Source organism: Nonomuraea sp. LP-02, from assembly GCF_036289125.1.
In the GTDB taxonomy this organism is placed as follows: domain Bacteria; phylum Actinomycetota; class Actinomycetes; order Streptosporangiales; family Streptosporangiaceae; genus Nonomuraea; species Nonomuraea bangladeshensis.
Genome location: NZ_JAXCLK010000001.1, coordinates 4922534 through 4941335, shown reverse-complemented (window position 1 = coordinate 4941335; position 18802 = coordinate 4922534). Strand labels below are relative to the sequence as shown.

Sequence of the window (18802 nt, the reverse complement as noted above, 5' to 3'; positions counted from 1 at the left end):
ACTGCCCCACGGACCGAACGGAGCCCCACCATGCACACCACTCCAGCACCCCGCATCGCCATCATCGGAGCCGGCCCCGGCGGCCTGACCTGCGCGCGCATCCTCCAACGGCACGGCATCACCGCCGCCATCTACGACCGCGACGCCGGCCCCGCCGCCCGCGACCAGGGCGGCACCCTCGACCTGCACGCCGACAACGGCCAGATCGCCCTACGCGAAGCCGGCCTCCTGGACGAGTTCTTCGAGCTGGCCCGGCCGGAAGGCCAGGAGATGCGCCAGCTGAACCCGGCCGGCACGATGCTCTTCCACCACGTCCCCGAGCAGGACGAGCGGTTCAAACCGGAGATCGACCGCGGCCTGCTGCGTGACCTGCTGCTCAACTCGCTTCAGCCCGGCACCGTGCGCTGGGGCCACGCCCTGCATGCCGTCGGCGGTCCCGCCGATGGCCCCCGGCACCTGCACTTCACGGACGGCACCACCATCGAGGCCGACCTCGTCATCGGCGCCGACGGCGCCTGGTCCAAGGTCCGCCGCGCCGTCTCCCAGGCCACCCCCCTCTACACCGGCGTGAGCTTCCTGGAAGCCTGGTTCCACGACGTCGAGACCCGGCACCCCGACATCGCCGAGCTCGTCGGCCAGGGCGGAGCCGCCGCGGCCGACGGCGAGCGCGGCCTGTTCGCCCAGCGCAACGGCGGCGACCACATCCGTGTCTACATCATCCAGCGCGCCCCGGCCGACTGGATCATCGCCGACGGTCTCACCCCCGAGGCCACCGAAGACATCCGCGCCCTCCTCCTGGAGCGCTACAAAGACTGGTCGCCCCGCCTGCGCCGGCTGATCGCCGACAACGACGGCGCCTACGTCGACCGCCCGATCTTCGCCCTGCCCGTCCCGCATGTCTGGGAGCACAACCCCACGGTGACCCTGCTCGGCGACGCCGCCCACCTCATGCCCCCGCTCGGCGTCGGCGTCAACCTCGCCATGCTGGACGCCAGCGAACTCGCCCTCGCCATCGCCCACCACGACACCATCGACGAGGCGATCCACGCCTACGAGAAGACCATGCTTCCCCGCTCCACGGAGACGGCCCAGCTCCTCGACGGCGCCGCCGAGGAACTGCTGTCCACCGAGCTGCCCGACTTCGCCACCGCCGGCGACCTCTGACAACTCTCAGGCGAGATCGACGATCGCCTCCGTCGCGTAACGCCGCTTCCATATGGTTTCGAGCGCGACCGGTGCCTTGATGCGTACGTCAGGAGCGACCTGGAGCGTGTCGTCGGTCACCCGGCCCATGATGAAATCCTGCTCCACGGCACTCGTCGGAAGAATGAGCCGCCCCGAGTCGTCGAGGACGATGAACCAGTCGCGCTGGGAGTAGTCGTGAATTTTCATTCCTCCCGGCAGGCGGTCGGCATGGACGGACAATGCCTCTCGCAGTTCAGCCATGGCCTGCCGCGTGTCCCGCAGGGCGAATCTGCGGTCGACGTGCCTGCGTCGATTATAGATGTACGTCTGGAACAACACGTCATTGAAGCCGTTCGCGGCCATGTCCGCGACGAAGGCAGGGACGTGCTGCACGGATTCAGCGGACAGCATGTAGTTGGCGCCGACCGTGACTTGGTGGGCCGTGATGAGCTGGCCGGCGAGCGAGAGCTGCTGATCGTAGTTTCCTTCTCCCATCAGCCGGTCATGGAGTGAACGCGACCCGTAGAACGAGAGTTTCACGTATTCAAACGTGCGGATCCATTCGGGCACGCCAGAGGAGAGCCGGTCCCCGTTCGTCGTGACGAGCTGGAGCATCCCCAGTTCGCGGACGTGCTCGACCAGCGAGGGGAACAGCGGATATTCGAAAGGCTCGCCACCGGAGTAGGAGATCTTCTCGACCTTCAGGTCGAGCAGCCGATTCGCCATCACGAACGGATCGTGCTCCGGATGCCCGACGCGCGGGCCGCTGGTGGAAAGACAGAACGGGCACGCTCGGTTGCAATGGCGGGACAAACGCCAGCAGACCATGCGGTGGGTGCTGAAGTGGCGTGCCATGATTCGTCGTGATCCTATGCCTCAAAGGAGAGCTTGGACATCCAAGGGCTCAGCCAGAGATCACCGGTGTCATGCACGAGAACATCTCGTAGCGTCACTCTCGATCCAGCCATTTGTTCAAGACCGCAGAGTATCCATGAAACATGGCGGAGGTTGACTACCCGCTTGGTAGAGGTACGTATACGTACCTGACGGGGCATGCTGAAGCTCAATCCTGAGCTTGGTTCGACAACGCCTTCACAAGTGGTCAGGGGGAGCCGCCGGAATTGCATGTCCGGAATTGTCGACCCTTCGCTGCCGGCCAGAAAGAAATCGATCATCGCCCCGTCGACCCGCAGCGCGCACCAGCTCCTGCGAAGTAATCGAAGAACATCCTCCCTGCTGGTCGAGCCGATGGTGTTGACCTCATAGGAGGTGGCGATGCTGGAGATCTCCGGTGATCCGAGAAAAGCGCCGGGACGGGTCCGGCAACTTCTCAGGAGCTCGGCGAGGTCGCCCCGGTGCTCGACGACGAAGTCCCAGTCGGAGCCGCCCGAGCGCCGCCCGAGCAGCCGCGACCCGTAGAGGTAGACCCGGACCCCTCTGGAGCGCAGCTCGGACATCAATCCGCGGAGAGCAGGAGGATGGTCGCTCCTCGAAGCTTCCGGTGCGCCGACCGCCCGCGACCGCCACGGGATCACGAGCGTGACCTCCTCTTTCCTGGCCAGCGCACAATCCCGGTCGAGCAGAAGATGCCTTCGCGCGGGCAGAGCCGCTGCGGCGGACGGCGTCAGCTTGGTCCAGCTCGCGCCGGAAGCCCGGTAGACGGGCCGGAAGGCTATGTCACCGCTCTCCATGTAAGCCCGGAAGGAGCCCAGGACGCCGTTCGAGGTCGCGACGTAGTCATAGGGCTCATACATGGGAAGGGGCTCAGACCAGTTTGAGGCATTCGTCGCGCATGAATTCCTCATGCAGTTGGACGACGGGGTTGCCGCGGGCCACGACATAGGACGCCTTGATGTTGATCTGCCGCCACGAGAAGTCCGGGCCGGACTTCCGGGCGAAGTCGGAGGCGTCCTCCAGGCTGGCCCCGTAGACGATCCCCCCGACCTTGGCCCATATGGCGGCGGAGGCGCACATCGGGCATGGCTCCAAGGTGGTGTAGAGGAAGCAGTCGAGCAGGTATCTGCTGTTCACGCCGGCGCACGCCCGCCGGAGGGCGAGTATTTCGGCATGGGCGGTCGGGTCCGGCTGTGAGTGCAACTCCGTGAAAGCCGACCCGATGATCTCCATCTGATCGTCCATGACAACCGCACCGATCCGATAGTTTCCCGACCGCTCGGCCCGGCCGGCGATCCTTATCGCCTCACTCATCGCCTGTCTGCTGGGATGCGCGTCACGCACGCTCAATCACTCTCATCTCTTCTTCCAACTCCAGCGCTTTGAGCCGGACAATGACGTCCGTCACGCCCACCGCCAAACTCTGAAAACTTCTGCGGATCGCGGCGTCCGTCAGCACCCTCTTGTTGCCGAACGCGCAGAGAACGCCCGCCGGCGCATCGTTCTCGCGATGCATCGGAAGCGCCAGGACCCACGTGATCTGCGGATCCACCTTGTTCTTGATCCTCGCGTTGTAGCGTTCGGGATGCGTCACCGGCAGCTCTTCGTACAGAATCTCGTCACTCCGGTAGGAGTCGCAGATGACCAGCTCGTCCGTATCGGGATATGCTATGTCAAGGGAGAAATTCTGCGGAAGGTCTTCGCATTCATAATACACCAGACGATCTTTGCGGAGCACCGTCTGGCCGTCCAGCCGATCGGCGTAGAAGAGATGGATGTTAACATTTCCCCGCCGCGGGCTCCTGCCTATCAGTTGCAAGAGTGACGAGATTATCTGCCGGTTGTTCTCCCTGAGGCGCTGCAAGGACTCCAGATGGGCGTTGCGCTCTGCGTTCGCGGCCGCGCGGCGCGTCAACATGTCGTTCATGAGGTCGAAGATGAGCAAGGCAACCCCTATGGGTAGCAGGAGATTCCACCAGCCCAGACGGCCGGGCACCGATGCTAGTTTTTGCCCGTCGGAGATGGTATTCGCTACCAAGTTGGCAAAAAATCCCAAAGTTGTGGGTACGGAAATCTTTAGCAGGATGCGCAGCGTGACGGAAATCCGCCCGCCACGTCCTCGCGGTGTCGCGCCTAGAACTCGTGAAGTAGCCATCAGCTGGACAATCTGCTCTGTCGGTTCTCGGCCAGGAGAGGGGCAGTATTCACTTCGACTTGTATCATGTATGTCCGGGACCAGCCAGAGTGGAGCACGCGTCCTTTATTGCTCGTATCGACGTGGCCGAAATAACGGATCACTGATATGCAGTGAATGAATGGCTCGACCACACCCGTTCGCGAACGGTTCTCAATTGACCGTCCTCCGATGCTGGCCGGCACTGGGCTAGGTTGCTCGGGTGGGGATTTATGAGGATCTGCCGGCGGAGCTGGTGACCGAGCGGCTGCGGTTGCGGCGGTGGGTGCCGTCGGACGCCGAGGACTACCGCGGGTTGTGGCTTGAGCGGGATCCACGCGTGCCGCCGGCACGGCGGATCGACGCCGAGGGCCGCCCGACGGTGGAGGACATCCGCGGCTGGCTCCTCGGCAATCCGCTGTCGGCGGCCCCGGGGCTCGGGCTGCTGCCTGTCGAGCTGCGAGCCACCGGTGAGTTCATCGGGTACTGCGGATTGACCGTCGGCCAGGGGTCTTTCGACGAACCTGAGATCGCGTACGAGCTGGCCCAACGAGCTCACGGCCACGGTTACGCGACGGAAGCCGCCCGCGCGGTCATGGAAGCCGCGGCTCGAACAGGCCGCCGACGACTCTGGGCGACCGTGCGGGAATGGAACGCACCCTCGTTCCGCGTCCTCGAGAAGCTCGATTTCCACCGAAGCGGCCGCATCACCGAGGACGCCGAACACGGCAACACGATCTGGATGACGCGCGTACTCGAGACGTGAGCACCGGCCACGATCCACGGCGCTGCGGTCAGCAGCAGCCACCCGCCTCGGCGGCCTCGTCGCCCTTCGGCGGGGTCGCCGAGTCGGTTTCCTTGGTCAAGGTGTCGGCGTCACCCTTGACCACGTACACCTCCCATGGCTCCGCTCCAGGCCCGTGGACCCAGACCTTGTCCTGGAGGGCGTAGCAGCAGGAGGTGTCGTTCTCCTCGAAAGTCGCCAGGCCGGCGTCCTTGAGCCGCTGGGTGGCGGCGTCGACCTGGGCGGTGTCCTCGACCTCGACGCCCAGGTGATCCAGGCGGGTCGCTTCCCCCTCCTCTCCCTCGATGAGCACCAGCTTGAGCGGCGGTTCGGCGATGGCGAAGTTGGCATAGCCGGGGCGGCGCTTGGCCGGCTCGGCGCCGAACAGCTTGGAATAGAAGGCGATCGAGCCTTCCAGATCGGCGACGCGCAGGGCCAGCTGGACACGAGACATGACGATCTCCGATCTCACGGTTTCGACGGATGTCTAAGCAGCCCTGAGTCTGCGCCACTGATTAGGCACCTGTCAATTTAGAGATGTATCGAATCAGTGGTCGAGATCCCGGTCCTCGAATGATCACATCGGCGGGATTGTCGGCGGCGAAGGATACGGTTGGCCGGTGGAACTCACCCCCCAACAGGTGCTCGGCCTGCGGATGTCCAGCCTGCTGCTACGCCCATCGCCCGGCGGCGCCGGTCGGGCGACGAACGTGGCCGAGGTGGTGACCTGGCTCGGGGCGATGCAGGCGCAGGACCTGGCCAGCGGTCTGTGGTCGTTCGGCGCGCGACTGCCAGGACACACCGCCGCCGACGTCACCGCCGCGCTGGAGCGGCGTGAGGCGCTGCGCACGTGGCCGATGCGCGGCACCATCCATTTCGTCCCGTCCCGCGACGCCCGCTGGATGGTCGAACTGATGGGCGTCCGGGTGCTGAACGGCGCGGCGAGGCGGCGCGAACAACTCGGCCTCTCGGAGGAGACCGCCGTACAGGCCATGGAGGTGCTGGGCGCGGCCCTGGCCGGCGGCGGGCGGTTGACCCGGTCGGAGTGCCTGGCCGTGCTGGCCGACAAGGGCATCGACACCGGCGGCCAGCGCGGTTACCACCTGCTGTGGTACGCCAGCCAGCGGGGCCTGCTGTGCATCGCCCCCAACATCGGCAACGAGCAGAGCTTCGTGCTGCTCGACGAGTGGGTTCCCGACCCGCACCGGCCGGAGCGCGACGAGGCGCTGGGCGCCATCGCCCTGCGTTACTTCCGCGGCCGCGGACCGGCCACCCGGCAGGACTTCGCGGGCTGGACCGGCCTGACCGCGGCCGACGCCAAACGCGGCATCGCCGTGGCCGGCGACGCGCTGGCCCGGGTGACCGTCGAGGGGGTGGAGACATACCTCGACGCCACGCTCCTCGACACCGCCCCTCTCCCGGCCGGCGACGACGAGGTGCTCGTACTGCCGGGGTTCGACGAATACCTGCTGGGCTACAAGGACCGCTCGCTCATGGTCGCCGACGAGCACAAGGCGGCCATCATCCCCGGCAACAACGGGATCTTCCAGTCCACGGTGGTACGCGCCGGCCGGGTTGTGGCCACCTGGAAACGCACCCTCACGAAGAGCGGGGTACGGATCGCCGTGCAGCCGCTCACACCGCTCCACAGCGGTGACCGGGCGGAGGTTGAGCGGGCGTTCGAGCAGTACGCGCAGTTCGTGGAACGCATCCTGGAGGTGCGCTGGCCGTAACCCGGCGGCCGAGCTCTGGGGCGTGCTGCTGGGGGAGGGCGGCGACTAATCTGGTGGGGAAGGTGAGGAGCCGTGATGACCGAACACCACCGGGACGCCGCGCTTTCCCCCTCCGAGCAGGCGACCATACGAGAACTGCTCGACGCCGATCGCCGCAGAACCACGAGCCGTATCGCCCTGCTGGGCCGCGACCGGGACGAGATCGTCACATCGTCGGCGCTGACGGCCTCCGACGACGAGCACGACCCCGAGGGCACGTCCACGGCGTTCGAGCGGGCCCACGTTCAGGCCCTTCTCGATCAGGCCCTGGCGCACCTCGACGAACTGGACCTCGCTTCCGAGCGGCTACGCGATGGCACCTACGGGACCTGCGTGAAGTGCGGGCAACGCATCCCCGTCGAGCGCCTGAAGGTCCTCCCGGCCATCAAGACCTGCGTGAACTGCGCCTCCCGCCGCCGCTGACCTCCCCGCCGTCTGGACCTGCGGACGCGGCGGCCCCGTCGGCCACGTCGTTCGAGGTGCGGGACGCGTTCCAGGAGCTGGGTCGAACGTGACCGGCTCGGGCCGTACGACCGCGACCTCGAGGAGTTGCCGCTGCGGTCGACGGGGCCGCGCGAGGCTACCTGGTCGACATGCTGGGTCCGGAGCCCTCGCCGAAGCGGGTCGCCGAGGACGCTGGCGAGCTGCCGCAGGTGCTCACGCCGCAGAACCTCGGCCGCCCGTCGACGGCGGTCCGTAAAGCGTGAGCGCACCGGCGAGCCTGGCCTGGAGAAGCGGGTAGGAGTCCAGGTCGAGAACGCCTTCGAGCGTGAGTATGTAATGCGGAAGTCAACGGTCCGCGTGACGCGTGACGGCAGCGAGAACGGCGGGACCTGGGGCTGGTCTGGTGGCAGGGGTGGACCTACCAAGCGGCACGGCGTGAGGACCGTAGGCATCCGCGATGTGGCCGACTGGCAGGGGGAGTGGGCATGCGCATCGGACTGACCTGGACAGACGCGGGCACGGTCGTCCTTTCCACGGTCGTGATCTATCTCGCGTTTTTGGTGCTCATCAGGATCGCTGGCCCGCGGGCTCTGGCGACGATGTCGAGCTTCGACCTCGCCGCGGCCGTCGCCCTCGGCGCGGTCATGGGGCGTGCCGTGCTGGGCTACACCCCGACTCTGCTCGCGGGCCTGATCGGTATGTGCACCCTGTTCGCCCTCCAGACGGGCTTCCGGCTCCTGCGCCGCAACAGCCGGCTGGAATGTTTGATGAGCAACGCCCCTCTGCTGCTCATGGCCGACGGCGCGGTGCTGCACGACAGCCTGCGCAAGGCGCAGATCAACGAGGACGAACTCCGGCAGAAGCTACGCCTGGCCTCAGTTCACCGCTACGGGGACGTGGCCGCGGTGATCCTGGAACGCACCGGTGACATCAGCGTGCTACGCCGAGGTGAGGCCATCGACCCGGAATTCCTCTCCGACGTCAAGGGCTGCGACCGCCTCCGACCAGGGCATTCGGGTGCGTGACCCGGCGCCACCTCAGGGTCGTCGACGAACGGCTGGAGATGTCCCAGGGCGAAGATGACGTTGTAGATCGGCTCCGCGAGCTGCGGCTCCTCCTGCAGAAGTGAGGCTGGTCCGGCTTCTGGCGAGCCTGCCGGGCGACTGTTCACCTGGCATCGCATCCGCTGGCCGCGCCACGGCAGGGTTTCGTACAACTCGGCGAGCTTCTGACGGAATCCCTTCGCCACGATCCCGGCTCTCTCCGGGTCGTGCAGAGCCGCCACCGTCGCCTTCTCGGCCTGCTCGTACGTGATGTGCGGCGGCATCGGGGCGACCTCCCTGCCGAACTTGAACTCAGCCGCAGGCAGGGGCCGGGTTCGGCTGTCTGGTCACGGGTAGCAGCCGGTGAGTGCGGCCGCTTGGAGGCCGCAGAAGGGGAGACAGGCCAGATGCGAAACCACGACAATCCACGCCCAGCCGAGGAAGACGTCGCGGGTCGGCTGGCATCCGATGCGCCTGGGCTGGTCCGGCAGGAAGTGGCACGCTTGCGTACGGAGATGTCCGACAACGTACGGCGCGCCGGTGTCGGGGGAGGCATGATGGCGGCCGGTGCCCTGCTCGGACTGCTGGCGCTGCACGCCGGATCGGTGACCCTGCTCCGTTTTCTGGAGTCGACGTTGTCTCCGAAGCGCGCAGCTCTGGCGCTGACCAGCGGGTATCTCACGATGGGTGGGGCCCTTGCGCTGCTGGGCCTGAGACGGCTGCGGGCCGCGAGCGTCACGACCAGGCGCGAGGTCGCCCATGTGAAGGAAGAGATGGCCGGAGCCGCTGAGGGCGCACGACGGGCCTCCGCGCGCACCGCCCCCGCGAGCCGATGAACAGTTTTCTGGTCCTGTAGGCGTTCCAGTCATTCAGCGTTTCGCCGCTCTCGTGGCCGCCACCCCCGAGTTGGGTCTTCGCAGCGCCGGCTGCCGCCAGGGTGCGACAGCATGCCGGGCGCCGATTGACGGAGAATGCTGATGATTCTATGCTCTGGCCCAGTTCGGGGCTTTCATGCAGGGAGAATCTGGTGGAGTCCGGAAAGAAATCCGGCCTGGGCCGGACATTAGTCGCGATCCTGCTCCTCGCTGGCATCCTTTTCGTGGTGTGGTGGTTCAACGGGAGGGTGGCCGCAGGCGGTGCAGAGGTGGGTGACTGCCTCAGTGCCGACAAAGAGCGCGTGAGTTGCGATGGGTCCGAGGCGGCGTACCAGGTTGTGGGGCGGCTCGAAGGCATCCAGAACTGCAACGCTTTTCCATCGGCGACCAGCAGGTACACGCAATTCATCTCAAGGGGCGGCCAGAGCAGCAGCGAACTGACGCTATGCCTGGCCGACAAGTGATCTGCCACCGGCGAGCAAGAACCTGAACACCATGGCGGTCCGGTCGACAGGAGACGGGCTGCGCGAGCCGGCGTGGGAGCGGGTGGACGTGCCTCCAGCGACCTGGACCGCCCGGCGACCGTCGTCGTGGTTCACGGGCACGTCGGCATTGTGGCCTGCCTGGTCCCCGTATTTACGTTCACGTCGGGTATGTACCCCTGGTCGATTCTGTTCCAGAGCGAACTGGTGGACCCGTTCGAGGTCACGGGTTCCCCTGCACGGTGCAGATGATCGACACGCTTGTGCCTGCCGGTAGTTGGGCGACGATCGGCGTGTTGAGGAATTGGGCCTCGTAGACGTACGCGCCGTACCCAAGGGGCCTCATGATCGTGCCGGTGGCTAGCTCCAGCTCCGGTTCCGGCTCTGGCTCTGACTCCGGCTCCGGGTCTGATTCGGTTTTCGGCTCCGTGTCGCTTGGTGGGGCATATCGATTGTCGACCGGCGATGCGGGCATGGTGATCACGACGCTGGAATTTTGCGGAGTGCCCCCTTGTGCGGCGTAGATCCCGGTGCAGCATCCTTTCGCGTTCCCCCTGCTGCGCTTCTCAAAGATCGAATTGTTCGCGTACAAAAAGCCGGGCACCAGGCTGTTTTTCGCTGGAGATCGGGCCGCGATGTTCATTGGGCATTTTGTATGCCTCGTGCCGCCTGCCCAGCTTGCCGGTTCGCTGCCGCCCAAGCTATGCGAGACGTATGGAGTGCTGGGGCTGGGGGCGGGAGCCGTTGAGCAGCAGGGCGGCGGCGACCAACAGGGGGAGGGTCAGGACGCCTGGCGGTCGCGGGTCCAGGCGGGGCTGTCGAGGAAGTGGTTGTCGTAGAGGTCCTGGGACGCGAGCAGTTCCTCGAGCGTCGCCTCGCCCCGGCGGAGGCGGTCGAGCAGGCGGAAGTACTCGAAGCGCTGGATCCCGGGGGCGACGACGATGAGGAGGTCGGCGGTGTGGCCGGGGGTGGCGGCGAACGCGTGGGGTGTCAGCGGGGGCACGGCCGCCACGTCGCCCTGTTCCAGCGTCACGATCTGCTCACCCGAGAGGATGCGGGCCTTGCCGTCCAGGATGTAGAACAACTCGGTGGAGGTGGCGTGGTGGTGGGGCACGGCGCCGTCCGCGCCTTCGGTGAGGGTCATCCGGATGGTGCTCAGCGCGCCGCCGGTGTCGCTGGAGTCGAGCAGCAGCCGCCCGGTCGCCGTGGGCGAGACGATGGCCTCGGCGTCGACTTCGCGGACGATGGCGGTTTCCACGATCAATGACATGTCAGGTTCCTTTCGAGCGCGGAGGACACGAGCCGTTCTACGTAGGCCCGGTCGACCGGCGCGCCTGTGATCATCACTCGGTAGTAGAGGGCGCCGGCCAGCTGGTCGAACAGCGGCTCGGCGTCGAGGTCCGCGCGCAGTTCGCCGCGCAGGCGCGCCGCCTCGATCAGGGCGAGCGCGAGGGCGTTGCGCTCGGCGTACTGCTGGCGGGTCAGCCGGCCGATGTCCTCGTGCCTCGCCGCGGCGGCCACGAGTTCGCCGACCGTTCCGGCTGAAGGGCCTTCGCGGTGTCCGGCCGCGCGCATGCGGTTGAGCCCGGCGGCGATCTTCTCCAGGTAGTTGACGAGGTCGGCCCGGATGTCGCCGGTGTTGGTGATCTCGTCGTCGGCCTGCAGCCGTGCCACCACCGCGACGGCCAGGTGGTCCTTGGTCGGCCAGCGGCGGTACAGCGTGGTCTTGGCCACTCCCGCCTGCTCGGCCACCTCGTCGATGGACAGGCCGGTGTAGCCGCGTTCGAGCAGCAGGGCGGCGGCGATCCGCAGCACCCGCTCGTCAACTTGCGTGTCACGCGGTCGTCCCCGAGGCGCCATGCCGACCCCCTCTTTCAAAACTCAGGTAGCGGAAAAGAAGCTACTCCTCCCCCCTGAATAGCGCAACTCCAGTTTCGCAATTCGTGGGTCGGTCGTCGGGAGGGCCAGGGCGTGCACGGCGTGGAGGCGCGGCGGCGGCGCTGTCACCGCTGCGGTGCCTGCGCACCAAGCCACAAGGGACCTTTGGCGCGGCGAATCGGCGACGAGTGCTTCCTCCAGGACCGAATTCGAGTCAGCATGATCCAGTCGTTGTGGGGAGGGCGGATGGTCGTGTTCGCGTGTGTGGGGTGCGGTGCCGTGTTGACGGCGCCGGTGTCACGGGTTGCGCTCCCCGTCCACGCCGATCAGCATCTCGACCATGAGCTGCTGCCTGCGCTCCTGGATCCTGGGACGTACGCGGTGAACCCGGAACCTTCCGGACCGCCTTGGCGACCGTGGGAAGAAGTGGGTGCGGACGAAGCGGAGGCCCGCGGAGTGTATGCACCGGTGTACTCCCTGTCGTACGGGCCACCCGGAAGGGTAGGAGTCGCGCCGGGCGATGTTCGCGGAACCGTTCTGATCCCCGAGCGGTGCGACGGCTACTGCTTGGGGCTGGACGGTCGGGACGGCCCGAATCTGGCCTGCGAGGGATGCGGGCAGGCGGTGGCGACCCGCATTGACGACTGCACGCTCTGGCAGGTGGTGTGGCTTGACCCGCGCGCCGTTCGCCCGGTCGGCGTCGAGGGCCCCGCTCGTCGGGTGGTCGGCTGGGAGGCGCTACGGGAGGAACATCCGGGAACGCCGCCGGTCGAGCAGCCCGGATGGTGGAGCCCGGTGTGGACGGCGGCGGTCGCGGTGGCGCTGGCCCGCCTGCTGGCGGTGTCGGGCGGCAAGCGAGTGGCCGTCCCCGACGGGCCGGTCGCCGAGGCGTTTCGCAAGGCGATCGACGTCCTGCTCCCGCCGGGACCGCCGACACGCGAGGTGGTCTTGGCCGGTCCTGGACTGCCCGCCGCGATCACGGACATAGCCCTGGTGCCGCAGCATCCGCAGACTGGTGAGGTGTGGCCGGCCGATGCACGGGCGGTGGTGCCGCTGGCTGCTGACGTGTGGATGTACCTGGCCTTCCACGACGATCGGCGGCTTGTCCCAGCGGCGAGTGGGATGCCTGACGGTGTCCGCCGCGATGATCCGCCGCCACTGTTGCCATGGAGTCCGTTCCGGCCCGATCGGCAGATGTTCCTCAGGACATTGGCGCGCCTGCCGGAGGTTCGTCAGCCGTGGTTACGCGCCATTTATGACCAGGTGGGAGACCGCCGATACCGACACCCGTTCTTGTGAACGACTCGGGCACGCCACGGGCAGCTGCCGGCTCGGCTTTCACAGGTCTTGTGTCCATACGCCGGGAGGGTGTTCGTCGGGCCGCAACCACAGGTGCGGCTGGTGGCCGCGACAGCGGTCGTCCCCGTCTGATCGCCAGGGGAAAGTGCCATCCCGGTCGGGCCAGACGACCTGGAGAAACGGGAAGGGCGGCCGTCGGTAGAACCCGATGGCCGTGCCGAAGAAGGCCCGGTACCAGCGGTAATCGACGGCTTTGAGAGCGAGGGGGTGTTGGTCGATGATGTCGGGCCATTCCTGTTCGGCCTCCAGCGCCAGGCGCGCGACCGCCTTTTCGCCGAGGGCGTTGAGGCAGGTCTGCATGTCGTGGATGTCCAGGCCGAACATGGCCAACTCGGGTGAACGGTAGTTGTGCCACAGCCCGATGGTGAAGGCCCAGCCCGGCCCGTGCTCACCATGAGGGATCATCACGACTTGCCAGCCGTACTCCTGAACCTTCTCGATCGTGGCCTGAGTGCGACGATCCAGGTCACCTGGGTCGTCGCAGAGGACGCAGTGGCATGCGCTCAGATCGACAGGCATGGGCGTGAGCGTAAGGGCACTGTCAAGTCACCGCAGACCGTCGCGCCGGACGAGTTGAGGAAGTGGATCGAGTCGCCCTCATCCCCAGCCGTGGCCCAGCGCGGAGGGAGGTCAGGCGGCCGTCCTGCGGCGACTATGGCATGTACAGCATGCAAAAGGACCTGCGTTTCCGCAGGTCCTTAACATCTTGCGTGAGTGCCCCCTGCAGGATTCGAACCTGCGCACCCGGCTCCGGAGGCCGGTGCTCTATCCCCTGAGCTAAGGGGGCTCAACAAGGGAAAAGGCTACCAGCATCCGGGGAGTGGTCGGCACCAGATAACGCTCGTCGAACACCTTGCGCGAAACCCCGCGCGGGCACGGCCTCAGGAGTTAGCTTGGCGGCCGTGGCCGAGGTTCTTGGGAAAGTACTGGTCGTTGATGATGACGAGGTCATCCGGCAGCTCATCGCGGTCAACCTCAACCTGGAGGGGTTCGAGGTGGAGACCGCCACCGACGGGCAGGACTGCCTGGATCGGGTACGGGACATCAAACCGGATGTCATCACGCTCGACGTCATGATGCCGTGCCTGGACGGCTGGTCCACGGCCGAGAGGTTGCGTACGGAGCCGGACACCAGCCACATCAGGGTGGTGCTGGTCACGGCGCGGGCGCAGGACGACGACCGGCGGCGCGGGCTGGGGATCGGGGTGGACGCGTACCTCACGAAGCCGTTCGATCCGGCGGAGCTGATCGAGGTCGTGCGGGAGTTGGCGGCCAGGGGCTGATCAACGGCGGCCCCTGCACGCGGGTCCGAATTGTTCCGTACGCTGGCGGGGCAGAAATCCGGAACGGCAGGGGGTTCGAGGCGTGCGTAGCTCGGTGTTCGGCAATCTGGAGGGGCAGGGGCTGCCCGGCGGGTTCGTCCTGCAGAACGGCAAGATGCTGCGGGTCGAGCTGCCCTCCGAGGTGCTGGCCAAGCAGGGGTCCATGGTGGCCTTCCAGGGGCAGATGGACTTCGACTACGAGGGCGGCGGGCTCGGGAAGCTGCTGAAGAAGGCGGTGACGGGCGAAGGGGCCGCGCTGATGCGGGTGCGCGGCCAGGGGCTGCTGTATCTCGCGGACAACGCCGACGACATCCACCTGTTCTATCTGGAGAACGAGGGGCTCACGGTCAACGGGCGGAACCTGCTGGCCTTCCAGCCGTCGCTCACCTGGGACATCAAGCGGGTCCAGGGCGCCGGGATGGCGGCCGGCGGGCTGTTCAACACGACCGTCACGGGCACCGGGTGGGTGGCGGTGACCACGCACGGCACGCCGGTGCTACTCGACGCGGCGCGCATGCCGACGTACGTGGACGCGCAGTCGGCCGTGTGCTGGAGCACGCAGCTCGAGGTGGGCGTGAACCGTACGGTCAAGATGGGGGCGCTCATCGGGCGGGGGAGCGGGGAGGCCATGCAGCTCGCGTTCAGGGGGCAGGGGTTCGTGCTGGTGCAGGCCAGTGAGGGCCCGCCGGTGGTGAAGGCCACGTCCTGAGCGACCTGCCGGCCACCGGCGGGGTTCGTCAGGAGCAGGTGGGGCTGGGGGCGGTGTTGGTGCCGCTCTGGGAGCCCAGGAAGCCGAACGTGGTGGACGCGCCGGGTGCGAGCGAGCCGTTCCAGCTCTCGTTGCGTACGGTGACGTTCGCGCCGCTCGCGCTCAGCGTGCCGCCCCAGATCTGGGTGACCTGCTGGCCGTTCGCGAACGTCCAGCGCACGGTCCAGCCGCTCATCGGCGTCGTGCCGGTGTTCTTGACGGTGACCTCGCCCTGGAAGCCGCCCTGCCACTGGCCGGCGTTCCGGTAGGTGGCGGTGCAGCCGCCCCCGGTGGTGGGGGTGACGGTGGGCGTCACGGTCGGGGTCGGGGTGACGCCGGACAGGGCGTTCACCAGTGCCGGATACCACTTGTCCGACATCTTCTGGTCGCCGGCCGCGTTCGGGTGCACCCCGTCGTAGGTGTCGCTGGCCGTGTTGAAGCCGGTCCACTGGTCGACCACGGTGACGGGGGACTGCGCGGTCGAGGTGGACGCGGCCCAGGCGGGGATGGCGTTGTTGAAATTGACCGTGCGCTGGCCGCACTCGGCGCAACTTGACGGGTTCATCGGAATGATCTTGGCGACCAGGATCTTCATGGCGGGGTTGCTGGCCCGCATCTGGTTCACCAGCGTGGTGAACGCGCCGAGGATCGTCGCCGGCGGGATGTTGCTCCATACGTCGTTGGTGCCGAAGTGCATCATGACGACGTCGGGCCTGGTGGCGGAGAGCCAGCCGGGCAACAGGTTCTGGTTGGCCACGTTCGTGGCCAGGTAGCCGCCGTGGCCCTCGTTGTCGCCGTCGTGGGCGACCCCGCAGCCCTGGGGCGGCAGCGTGCCGACGAAGTCGATGTCGGTGTAGCCGGCGCTCTGCAACTTGTTCCAGAGCAGTGCTCGCCAGCAGCCCGGCGACCCCGTGATCGAGTCTCCCAAGGGCATGATCCTGATGGCGGCCGCGCTGGCCGGCGTGGCGGTCAGGTACATCACCACCGCGGCCAGGGCCAGGAACGCCGCCAGCGCACCGCTGGTCTTCCGCATCGTCCGCTCTCCCGTCGTCGTCTGGCGCTGATCGTAAAAGCGCGGTCGTACGACGGAAAGCGGCTAACCGGTCAAGGAGCCGCGACCTGCGGCGTTGTCGCAGAGGAGCGTGTAACTTTCAGCGGACGACGGCGAGCGGGCACGGCGCGTGATGGAGCAGGGCCTGGCTGACCGAGCCGAGGATCAGCCCGGCGAAGTAGGAGTGCCCGCGCGAGCCGACCACGAGCAGGTCCGCCCCCGCCGCCGCCTCCTTGAGCACCTCGACGGGATGGCCGTGGACGACCTCCGTCACGACCGTGACGCCCGGATGCCGCTCCTGCCGCTCCGCCACCAGCGCCCGCAGCTCGCGCAGCACGTCCTGCTCGCTGTCGGGGTCGGCCGGGCCGAACCCCGTGACCTGCGGCCAGGCCCATCCGTGCACCGCCCGCAGCGGCACGCCGCGCCTGCCCGCCTCGGTCAGGGCGAAGTCCAGCGCCCGCAGCCCGTGGGGTGAGCCGTCGACGCCGGCCACGATCTCACCACGTGTCCCTGTCGTGGACCGGGCCGGCACCAGCACGACGTCCGTACGGGCGTGCGCGGCCACCCCGTGCGCCACGGACCCGACCAGCAGCCCGCGTACGCCGCCGATCCCATGGCTGCCCACGACCAGCAGCTCGGCGTCCGCGGCGGCCTCGATGAGCGCGGCGCGCGGATCGCCGGGCAGCAGCTCGGTGTGCACCTCGACGTACGGGTGCTCCCTCCGCACCCGGTCCTCGGCCGCCGCGAGCACGGTCGCGCCGCCCTCGCGCAGCCACCGGCCGACCTCGGCGTAGCGGCCGCTGTCGTTCTCGGTCACCCAGCGGGCGACGGCGTGGGCCACGGTGAGCGGCGTGCGGCGCAGTGCCGCCTCGGCCCCGGCCCACGCGGCGGCCTCCAGCCCGGTCCGCGAACCGTCCACGCCGACGAGGATCATGACAAGGCGTAGCACTCGACCTCGGCCCGCCGGTACGGCAGGCCCTGCTGGACGGAGTGGCGTACGCACTGGCGCTCGGCCTTGCTGAGCCTGAGCTTGCCGCACACCGTGATGCCGGAGTAGGTCCGGCAGTCGAGTGACTTGTCCGTCCTGCCGACGCGGTACAGCTCCGGGACCTCGGCGCGGCAGCGCGCCCGCGCCTTGGCCGTGTCGGCGTAGCGGCACTGGGAGATCAGGGTCTGATACTGCTCTCGGCTGACTTCCTGCTGCGACATGCCATCACCTGCGGCGGCGGGACCTCCCATCGCGGTCACCACCACGAGCCCTGCTACAGCGGCGATCTTCTTCATGTTCCCCCTGATGGGGACCGTACCGCTGTGGACGATCGGCAAACCTCGCGGGGCTCAGCCGGGCAGCGTCTCGCCGCCGATCGGGGCGAGAACCTCGCCGGTGTAGTACGACGACATGCGGTTCGCGGCGAAGAAGACGTACGAGGGGGCGATCTCGTCCGGGTCGGCGGCCCGTCCCATGGGCGCCTGCTCACCGAACTTCTCCACCTTGCCCTCGGGCATCGTCGCCGGGATCAGCGGCGTCCAGACGGGTCCCGGGGCGACGGCGTTGACCCTGATGCCGCGTTCCATCAGGTTCTGGGCCATGGAGTAGGTGAACGCGTTGATCGCGCCCTTGGTGGCGGCGTAGTCGATGAGCGTCTTGTTGCCGCGCAGCCCGTTGATCGAGGACGTGTTGATGATCGCGCTGCCCTCGCGCAGATGGGGGAGCGCGGCCTTGGTGACGCGGAAATAGCTGTGGATGTTGACCGCGAACGTGTGCTCCCACTGCTCGTCGGACAGCTCCTCCAGGCCGTCCACCGGCGCCTGGTAGGCCACGTTGTTGACCAGGACGTCCAGCCCGCCCAGCTCGGACACCGCCTGCGTGACGACCGAGCCGCAGTGCGCCGCGTCGGCGAGGTCGCCCGGCAGCAGCACGCAGCGACGGCCGGCCTCCTCGACCAGCTTGCGGGTGTGGGCGGCGTCCTCGTGCTCGCTCAGGTACGCGATCGCGACGTCGGCGCCCTCCTTCGCGAAGGCGACCGCGACGGCCCTGCCGATGCCGGAGTCGCCTCCGGTGATCAGCGCCTTCTTGCCTTCCAGCAGGTTCCGTCCGACGTAGCCGCGCATCTCGTCGCGCGGCTCCGGGGACATCTCGCCCGTACGGCCGGGGTACTGCTGCTTCTGCTGTGGTGGTGTGGTTTCCGGCATGCTCAGCGGTCTGCCCGTGGGGCGGACCGCCTAACGCGCCTCACGCGACGGCATGCGTCCGCAGCCGCCGCATCCGGAAGGCCAGGACGATCAGCACGATCCCGGCCAGGATGGCGTAGATGCCGATGAGCAGCGCGATGGCGAGCGCCCCGGTCGCCGGCCAGGCCAGCACCAGCACGCCGAACAGCACCGACAGCGCGCCGGCGAGGACGTGCAGCCACTCGCCCCGGATCTCGCGGCGCATCCTGATCGCCGTCATGATCTCCGCGATGCCGGTCACGATCGCCCAGATCCCGATGAGCAGCGCGATGACCAGCACCGTCACCCCGGGCCAGACCAGGCACAGGATCCCGAAGACCACCCCGGCGACGGCCAGCAGGATCAGCGGGAGGCGCCGATCCTTGGCCGCGCGGGTGGCGGCGACGCCGGCGAGGATGCCGTCCACGAGCGCGTACGCGCCGAACACGACGGCGAGCACCAGCAGGGTGATCCCCGGCCAGGCGACGGCCAGAATGCCGAAGATCAGGGCGAGCACCCCCCGCAGGGCCAGGGCCCACCAGTGGCCCAGAAAATCATCGATCATAATGCGGTTACTGCCC

24 protein-coding genes and 1 tRNA gene are annotated in these 18802 nt (G+C 67.7%); 10 read left to right on the top strand and 15 right to left on the bottom strand.

Translation table 11 applies throughout. The features are described 5' to 3' along the window. Nucleotides 1-30: 30 nt before the first annotated feature. Nucleotides 31-1164 carry an FAD-dependent oxidoreductase gene (locus SMD20_RS22950; protein ID WP_329584380.1) on the top strand — a complete coding sequence of 378 codons (1134 nt, stop codon included), beginning with the start codon at nucleotides 31-33 and terminating at the stop codon, nucleotides 1162-1164. A 6-nt stretch (nucleotides 1165-1170) separates the two neighbouring features. On the opposite strand, the gene SMD20_RS22945 is transcribed toward SMD20_RS22950, so the two are convergent. From SMD20_RS22945 to SMD20_RS22930, 4 genes are read right to left on the bottom strand one after another with little or no spacing between them, the layout of a single operon-like run. Further along, nucleotides 1171-2040 carry a radical SAM protein gene (locus tag SMD20_RS22945; protein ID WP_329584378.1) on the bottom strand — a complete coding sequence of 290 codons (870 nt, stop codon included), beginning with the start codon at nucleotides 2038-2040 and terminating at the stop codon, nucleotides 1171-1173. Between the two features lie 14 nt (nucleotides 2041-2054). Next, nucleotides 2055-2939, bottom strand: a complete 885-nt coding sequence (locus tag SMD20_RS22940; RefSeq protein WP_329584376.1) for a nucleotidyltransferase domain-containing protein — start codon at nucleotides 2937-2939, stop codon at nucleotides 2055-2057. A 10-nt stretch (nucleotides 2940-2949) separates the two neighbouring features. Beyond that, complete coding sequence (locus SMD20_RS22935; RefSeq protein ID WP_329592641.1) at nucleotides 2950-3423, bottom strand: nucleoside deaminase; 474 nt, start codon at nucleotides 3421-3423, stop codon at nucleotides 2950-2952. Continuing rightward, entirely contained in the window at nucleotides 3416-4234 is an 819-nt protein-coding gene (locus SMD20_RS22930; RefSeq protein WP_329584374.1) for a hypothetical protein, read from the bottom strand. Before SMD20_RS22930 ends, SMD20_RS22935 begins: the two co-directional genes overlap by 8 nt. 241 nt (nucleotides 4235-4475) lie before the next feature. On the opposite strand from SMD20_RS22930, the gene SMD20_RS22925 reads away from it, so the two are divergent. Next, a complete protein-coding gene (locus SMD20_RS22925; RefSeq protein WP_329584372.1) occupies nucleotides 4476-5018 on the top strand; it encodes a GNAT family N-acetyltransferase in 543 nt (180 codons plus the stop codon). 28 nt (nucleotides 5019-5046) lie between these two features. Here the strand turns inward: SMD20_RS22925 and SMD20_RS22920 are convergent, their stop codons facing one another. Next, entirely contained in the window at nucleotides 5047-5490 is a 444-nt protein-coding gene (locus SMD20_RS22920; RefSeq protein ID WP_329584370.1) for an ArsI/CadI family heavy metal resistance metalloenzyme, read from the bottom strand. A gap of 166 nt (nucleotides 5491-5656) precedes the next feature. Between SMD20_RS22920 and SMD20_RS22915 the strand changes: the two genes are divergently transcribed. The 5 genes from SMD20_RS22915 (at nucleotide 5657) to SMD20_RS22895 (ending at nucleotide 9634) form a co-directional block, all read left to right on the top strand. Next, entirely contained in the window at nucleotides 5657-6769 is a 1113-nt protein-coding gene (locus SMD20_RS22915; protein ID WP_329584368.1) for a winged helix DNA-binding domain-containing protein, read from the top strand. A gap of 75 nt (nucleotides 6770-6844) precedes the next feature. Next, nucleotides 6845-7231 carry a TraR/DksA family transcriptional regulator gene (locus SMD20_RS22910; RefSeq protein ID WP_329584366.1) on the top strand — a complete coding sequence of 129 codons (387 nt, stop codon included), beginning with the start codon at nucleotides 6845-6847 and terminating at the stop codon, nucleotides 7229-7231. Between the two features lie 506 nt (nucleotides 7232-7737). Then, nucleotides 7738-8277 carry a DUF421 domain-containing protein gene (locus SMD20_RS22905; protein ID WP_329584364.1) on the top strand — a complete coding sequence of 180 codons (540 nt, stop codon included), beginning with the start codon at nucleotides 7738-7740 and terminating at the stop codon, nucleotides 8275-8277. Nucleotides 8278-8702: 425 nt separating this feature from the next. Further along, nucleotides 8703-9131 (top strand): phage holin family protein, encoded by a 429-nt coding sequence (locus SMD20_RS22900; RefSeq protein ID WP_329584362.1) that lies wholly within the window; start codon nucleotides 8703-8705, stop codon nucleotides 9129-9131. A 191-nt stretch (nucleotides 9132-9322) separates the two neighbouring features. Beyond that, entirely contained in the window at nucleotides 9323-9634 is a 312-nt protein-coding gene (locus SMD20_RS22895) for an LppU/SCO3897 family protein (protein ID WP_329584360.1), read from the top strand. A 241-nt stretch (nucleotides 9635-9875) separates the two neighbouring features. Here the strand turns inward: SMD20_RS22895 and SMD20_RS22890 are convergent, their stop codons facing one another. From SMD20_RS22890 to SMD20_RS22880, 3 genes are all read right to left on the bottom strand, one after another. Then, the gene (locus tag SMD20_RS22890; protein WP_329584358.1) at nucleotides 9876-10295 is read right to left on the bottom strand and encodes a hypothetical protein; all 420 of its coding nucleotides are present in this window, start codon (nucleotides 10293-10295) and stop codon (nucleotides 9876-9878) included. Nucleotides 10296-10433: 138 nt separating this feature from the next. Beyond that, the gene (locus SMD20_RS22885) at nucleotides 10434-10922 is read right to left on the bottom strand and encodes a cupin domain-containing protein (protein WP_329584356.1); all 489 of its coding nucleotides are present in this window, start codon (nucleotides 10920-10922) and stop codon (nucleotides 10434-10436) included. Next, on the bottom strand, nucleotides 10913-11512 hold the full coding sequence (locus tag SMD20_RS22880) for a TetR/AcrR family transcriptional regulator (RefSeq protein WP_329584354.1): 600 nt from the start codon (nucleotides 11510-11512) through the stop codon (nucleotides 10913-10915). The genes SMD20_RS22885 and SMD20_RS22880 overlap by 10 nt, the downstream gene beginning before the upstream one ends. Nucleotides 11513-12154: 642 nt before the next feature. Here SMD20_RS22880 and SMD20_RS22875 point away from each other — a divergent pair. Next, entirely contained in the window at nucleotides 12155-12829 is a 675-nt protein-coding gene (locus tag SMD20_RS22875) for a hypothetical protein (protein WP_329584352.1), read from the top strand. A 39-nt stretch (nucleotides 12830-12868) separates the two neighbouring features. On the opposite strand, the gene SMD20_RS22870 is transcribed toward SMD20_RS22875, so the two are convergent. After that, nucleotides 12869-13408, bottom strand: a complete 540-nt coding sequence (locus tag SMD20_RS22870) for a DUF4262 domain-containing protein (RefSeq protein ID WP_329584350.1) — start codon at nucleotides 13406-13408, stop codon at nucleotides 12869-12871. A 196-nt stretch (nucleotides 13409-13604) separates the two neighbouring features. Further along, a tRNA-Arg gene (locus tag SMD20_RS22865) sits at nucleotides 13605-13676 on the bottom strand. Between the two features lie 115 nt (nucleotides 13677-13791). Here SMD20_RS22865 and SMD20_RS22860 point away from each other — a divergent pair. Together SMD20_RS22860 and SMD20_RS22855 are read left to right on the top strand one after the other, a co-directional pair. Further along, nucleotides 13792-14172 (top strand): response regulator transcription factor, encoded by a 381-nt coding sequence (locus SMD20_RS22860; RefSeq protein ID WP_329584349.1) that lies wholly within the window; start codon nucleotides 13792-13794, stop codon nucleotides 14170-14172. 82 nt (nucleotides 14173-14254) lie between these two features. After that, nucleotides 14255-14920 carry an AIM24 family protein gene (locus SMD20_RS22855; RefSeq protein ID WP_329584347.1) on the top strand — a complete coding sequence of 222 codons (666 nt, stop codon included), beginning with the start codon at nucleotides 14255-14257 and terminating at the stop codon, nucleotides 14918-14920. A gap of 28 nt (nucleotides 14921-14948) precedes the next feature. On the opposite strand, the gene SMD20_RS22850 is transcribed toward SMD20_RS22855, so the two are convergent. The 5 genes from SMD20_RS22850 to SMD20_RS22830 form a co-directional block, all read right to left on the bottom strand. Next, a complete protein-coding gene (locus tag SMD20_RS22850; protein WP_329584346.1) occupies nucleotides 14949-15992 on the bottom strand; it encodes a cellulose binding domain-containing protein in 1044 nt (347 codons plus the stop codon). 118 nt (nucleotides 15993-16110) lie between these two features. After that, the gene (locus SMD20_RS22845; RefSeq protein ID WP_329584343.1) at nucleotides 16111-16929 is read right to left on the bottom strand and encodes a universal stress protein; all 819 of its coding nucleotides are present in this window, start codon (nucleotides 16927-16929) and stop codon (nucleotides 16111-16113) included. Nucleotides 16930-16940: 11 nt separating this feature from the next. Then, a complete protein-coding gene (locus SMD20_RS22840; RefSeq protein WP_329584341.1) occupies nucleotides 16941-17294 on the bottom strand; it encodes a hypothetical protein in 354 nt (117 codons plus the stop codon). A 54-nt stretch (nucleotides 17295-17348) separates the two neighbouring features. Continuing rightward, nucleotides 17349-18203: an SDR family oxidoreductase gene (locus SMD20_RS22835; RefSeq protein WP_329584339.1), complete on the bottom strand. Its 855-nt coding sequence runs from the start codon at nucleotides 18201-18203 to the stop codon at nucleotides 17349-17351. A gap of 40 nt (nucleotides 18204-18243) precedes the next feature. Then, on the bottom strand, nucleotides 18244-18786 hold the full coding sequence (locus SMD20_RS22830) for an HdeD family acid-resistance protein (protein ID WP_329584337.1): 543 nt from the start codon (nucleotides 18784-18786) through the stop codon (nucleotides 18244-18246). Between the last annotated feature and the right edge of the window lie 16 nt (nucleotides 18787-18802).

Coding starts and splice junctions, on each gene's coding strand:
- SMD20_RS22950 (WP_329584380.1), top strand. CDS start 31: ATGCACACCACTCCAGCACCCCGCATCGCCATCATCGGAGCCGGCCCC.
- SMD20_RS22945 (WP_329584378.1), bottom strand. CDS start 2,040: ATGGCACGCCACTTCAGCACCCACCGCATGGTCTGCTGGCGTTTGTCC.
- SMD20_RS22940 (WP_329584376.1), bottom strand. CDS start 2,939: ATGTATGAGCCCTATGACTACGTCGCGACCTCGAACGGCGTCCTGGGC.
- SMD20_RS22930 (WP_329584374.1), bottom strand. CDS start 4,234: ATGGCTACTTCACGAGTTCTAGGCGCGACACCGCGAGGACGTGGCGGG.
- SMD20_RS22920 (WP_329584370.1), bottom strand. CDS start 5,490: ATGTCTCGTGTCCAGCTGGCCCTGCGCGTCGCCGATCTGGAAGGCTCG.
- SMD20_RS22910 (WP_329584366.1), top strand. CDS start 6,845: ATGACCGAACACCACCGGGACGCCGCGCTTTCCCCCTCCGAGCAGGCG.
- SMD20_RS22905 (WP_329584364.1), top strand. CDS start 7,738: ATGCGCATCGGACTGACCTGGACAGACGCGGGCACGGTCGTCCTTTCC.
- SMD20_RS22900 (WP_329584362.1), top strand. CDS start 8,703: ATGCGAAACCACGACAATCCACGCCCAGCCGAGGAAGACGTCGCGGGT.
- SMD20_RS22890 (WP_329584358.1), bottom strand. CDS start 10,295: ATGAACATCGCGGCCCGATCTCCAGCGAAAAACAGCCTGGTGCCCGGC.
- SMD20_RS22885 (WP_329584356.1), bottom strand. CDS start 10,922: ATGTCATTGATCGTGGAAACCGCCATCGTCCGCGAAGTCGACGCCGAG.
- SMD20_RS22880 (WP_329584354.1), bottom strand. CDS start 11,512: ATGGCGCCTCGGGGACGACCGCGTGACACGCAAGTTGACGAGCGGGTG.
- SMD20_RS22870 (WP_329584350.1), bottom strand. CDS start 13,408: ATGCCTGTCGATCTGAGCGCATGCCACTGCGTCCTCTGCGACGACCCA.
- SMD20_RS22850 (WP_329584346.1), bottom strand. CDS start 15,992: ATGCGGAAGACCAGCGGTGCGCTGGCGGCGTTCCTGGCCCTGGCCGCG.
- SMD20_RS22840 (WP_329584341.1), bottom strand. CDS start 17,294: ATGAAGAAGATCGCCGCTGTAGCAGGGCTCGTGGTGGTGACCGCGATG.
- SMD20_RS22835 (WP_329584339.1), bottom strand. CDS start 18,203: ATGCCGGAAACCACACCACCACAGCAGAAGCAGCAGTACCCCGGCCGT.
- SMD20_RS22830 (WP_329584337.1), bottom strand. CDS start 18,786: ATGATCGATGATTTTCTGGGCCACTGGTGGGCCCTGGCCCTGCGGGGG.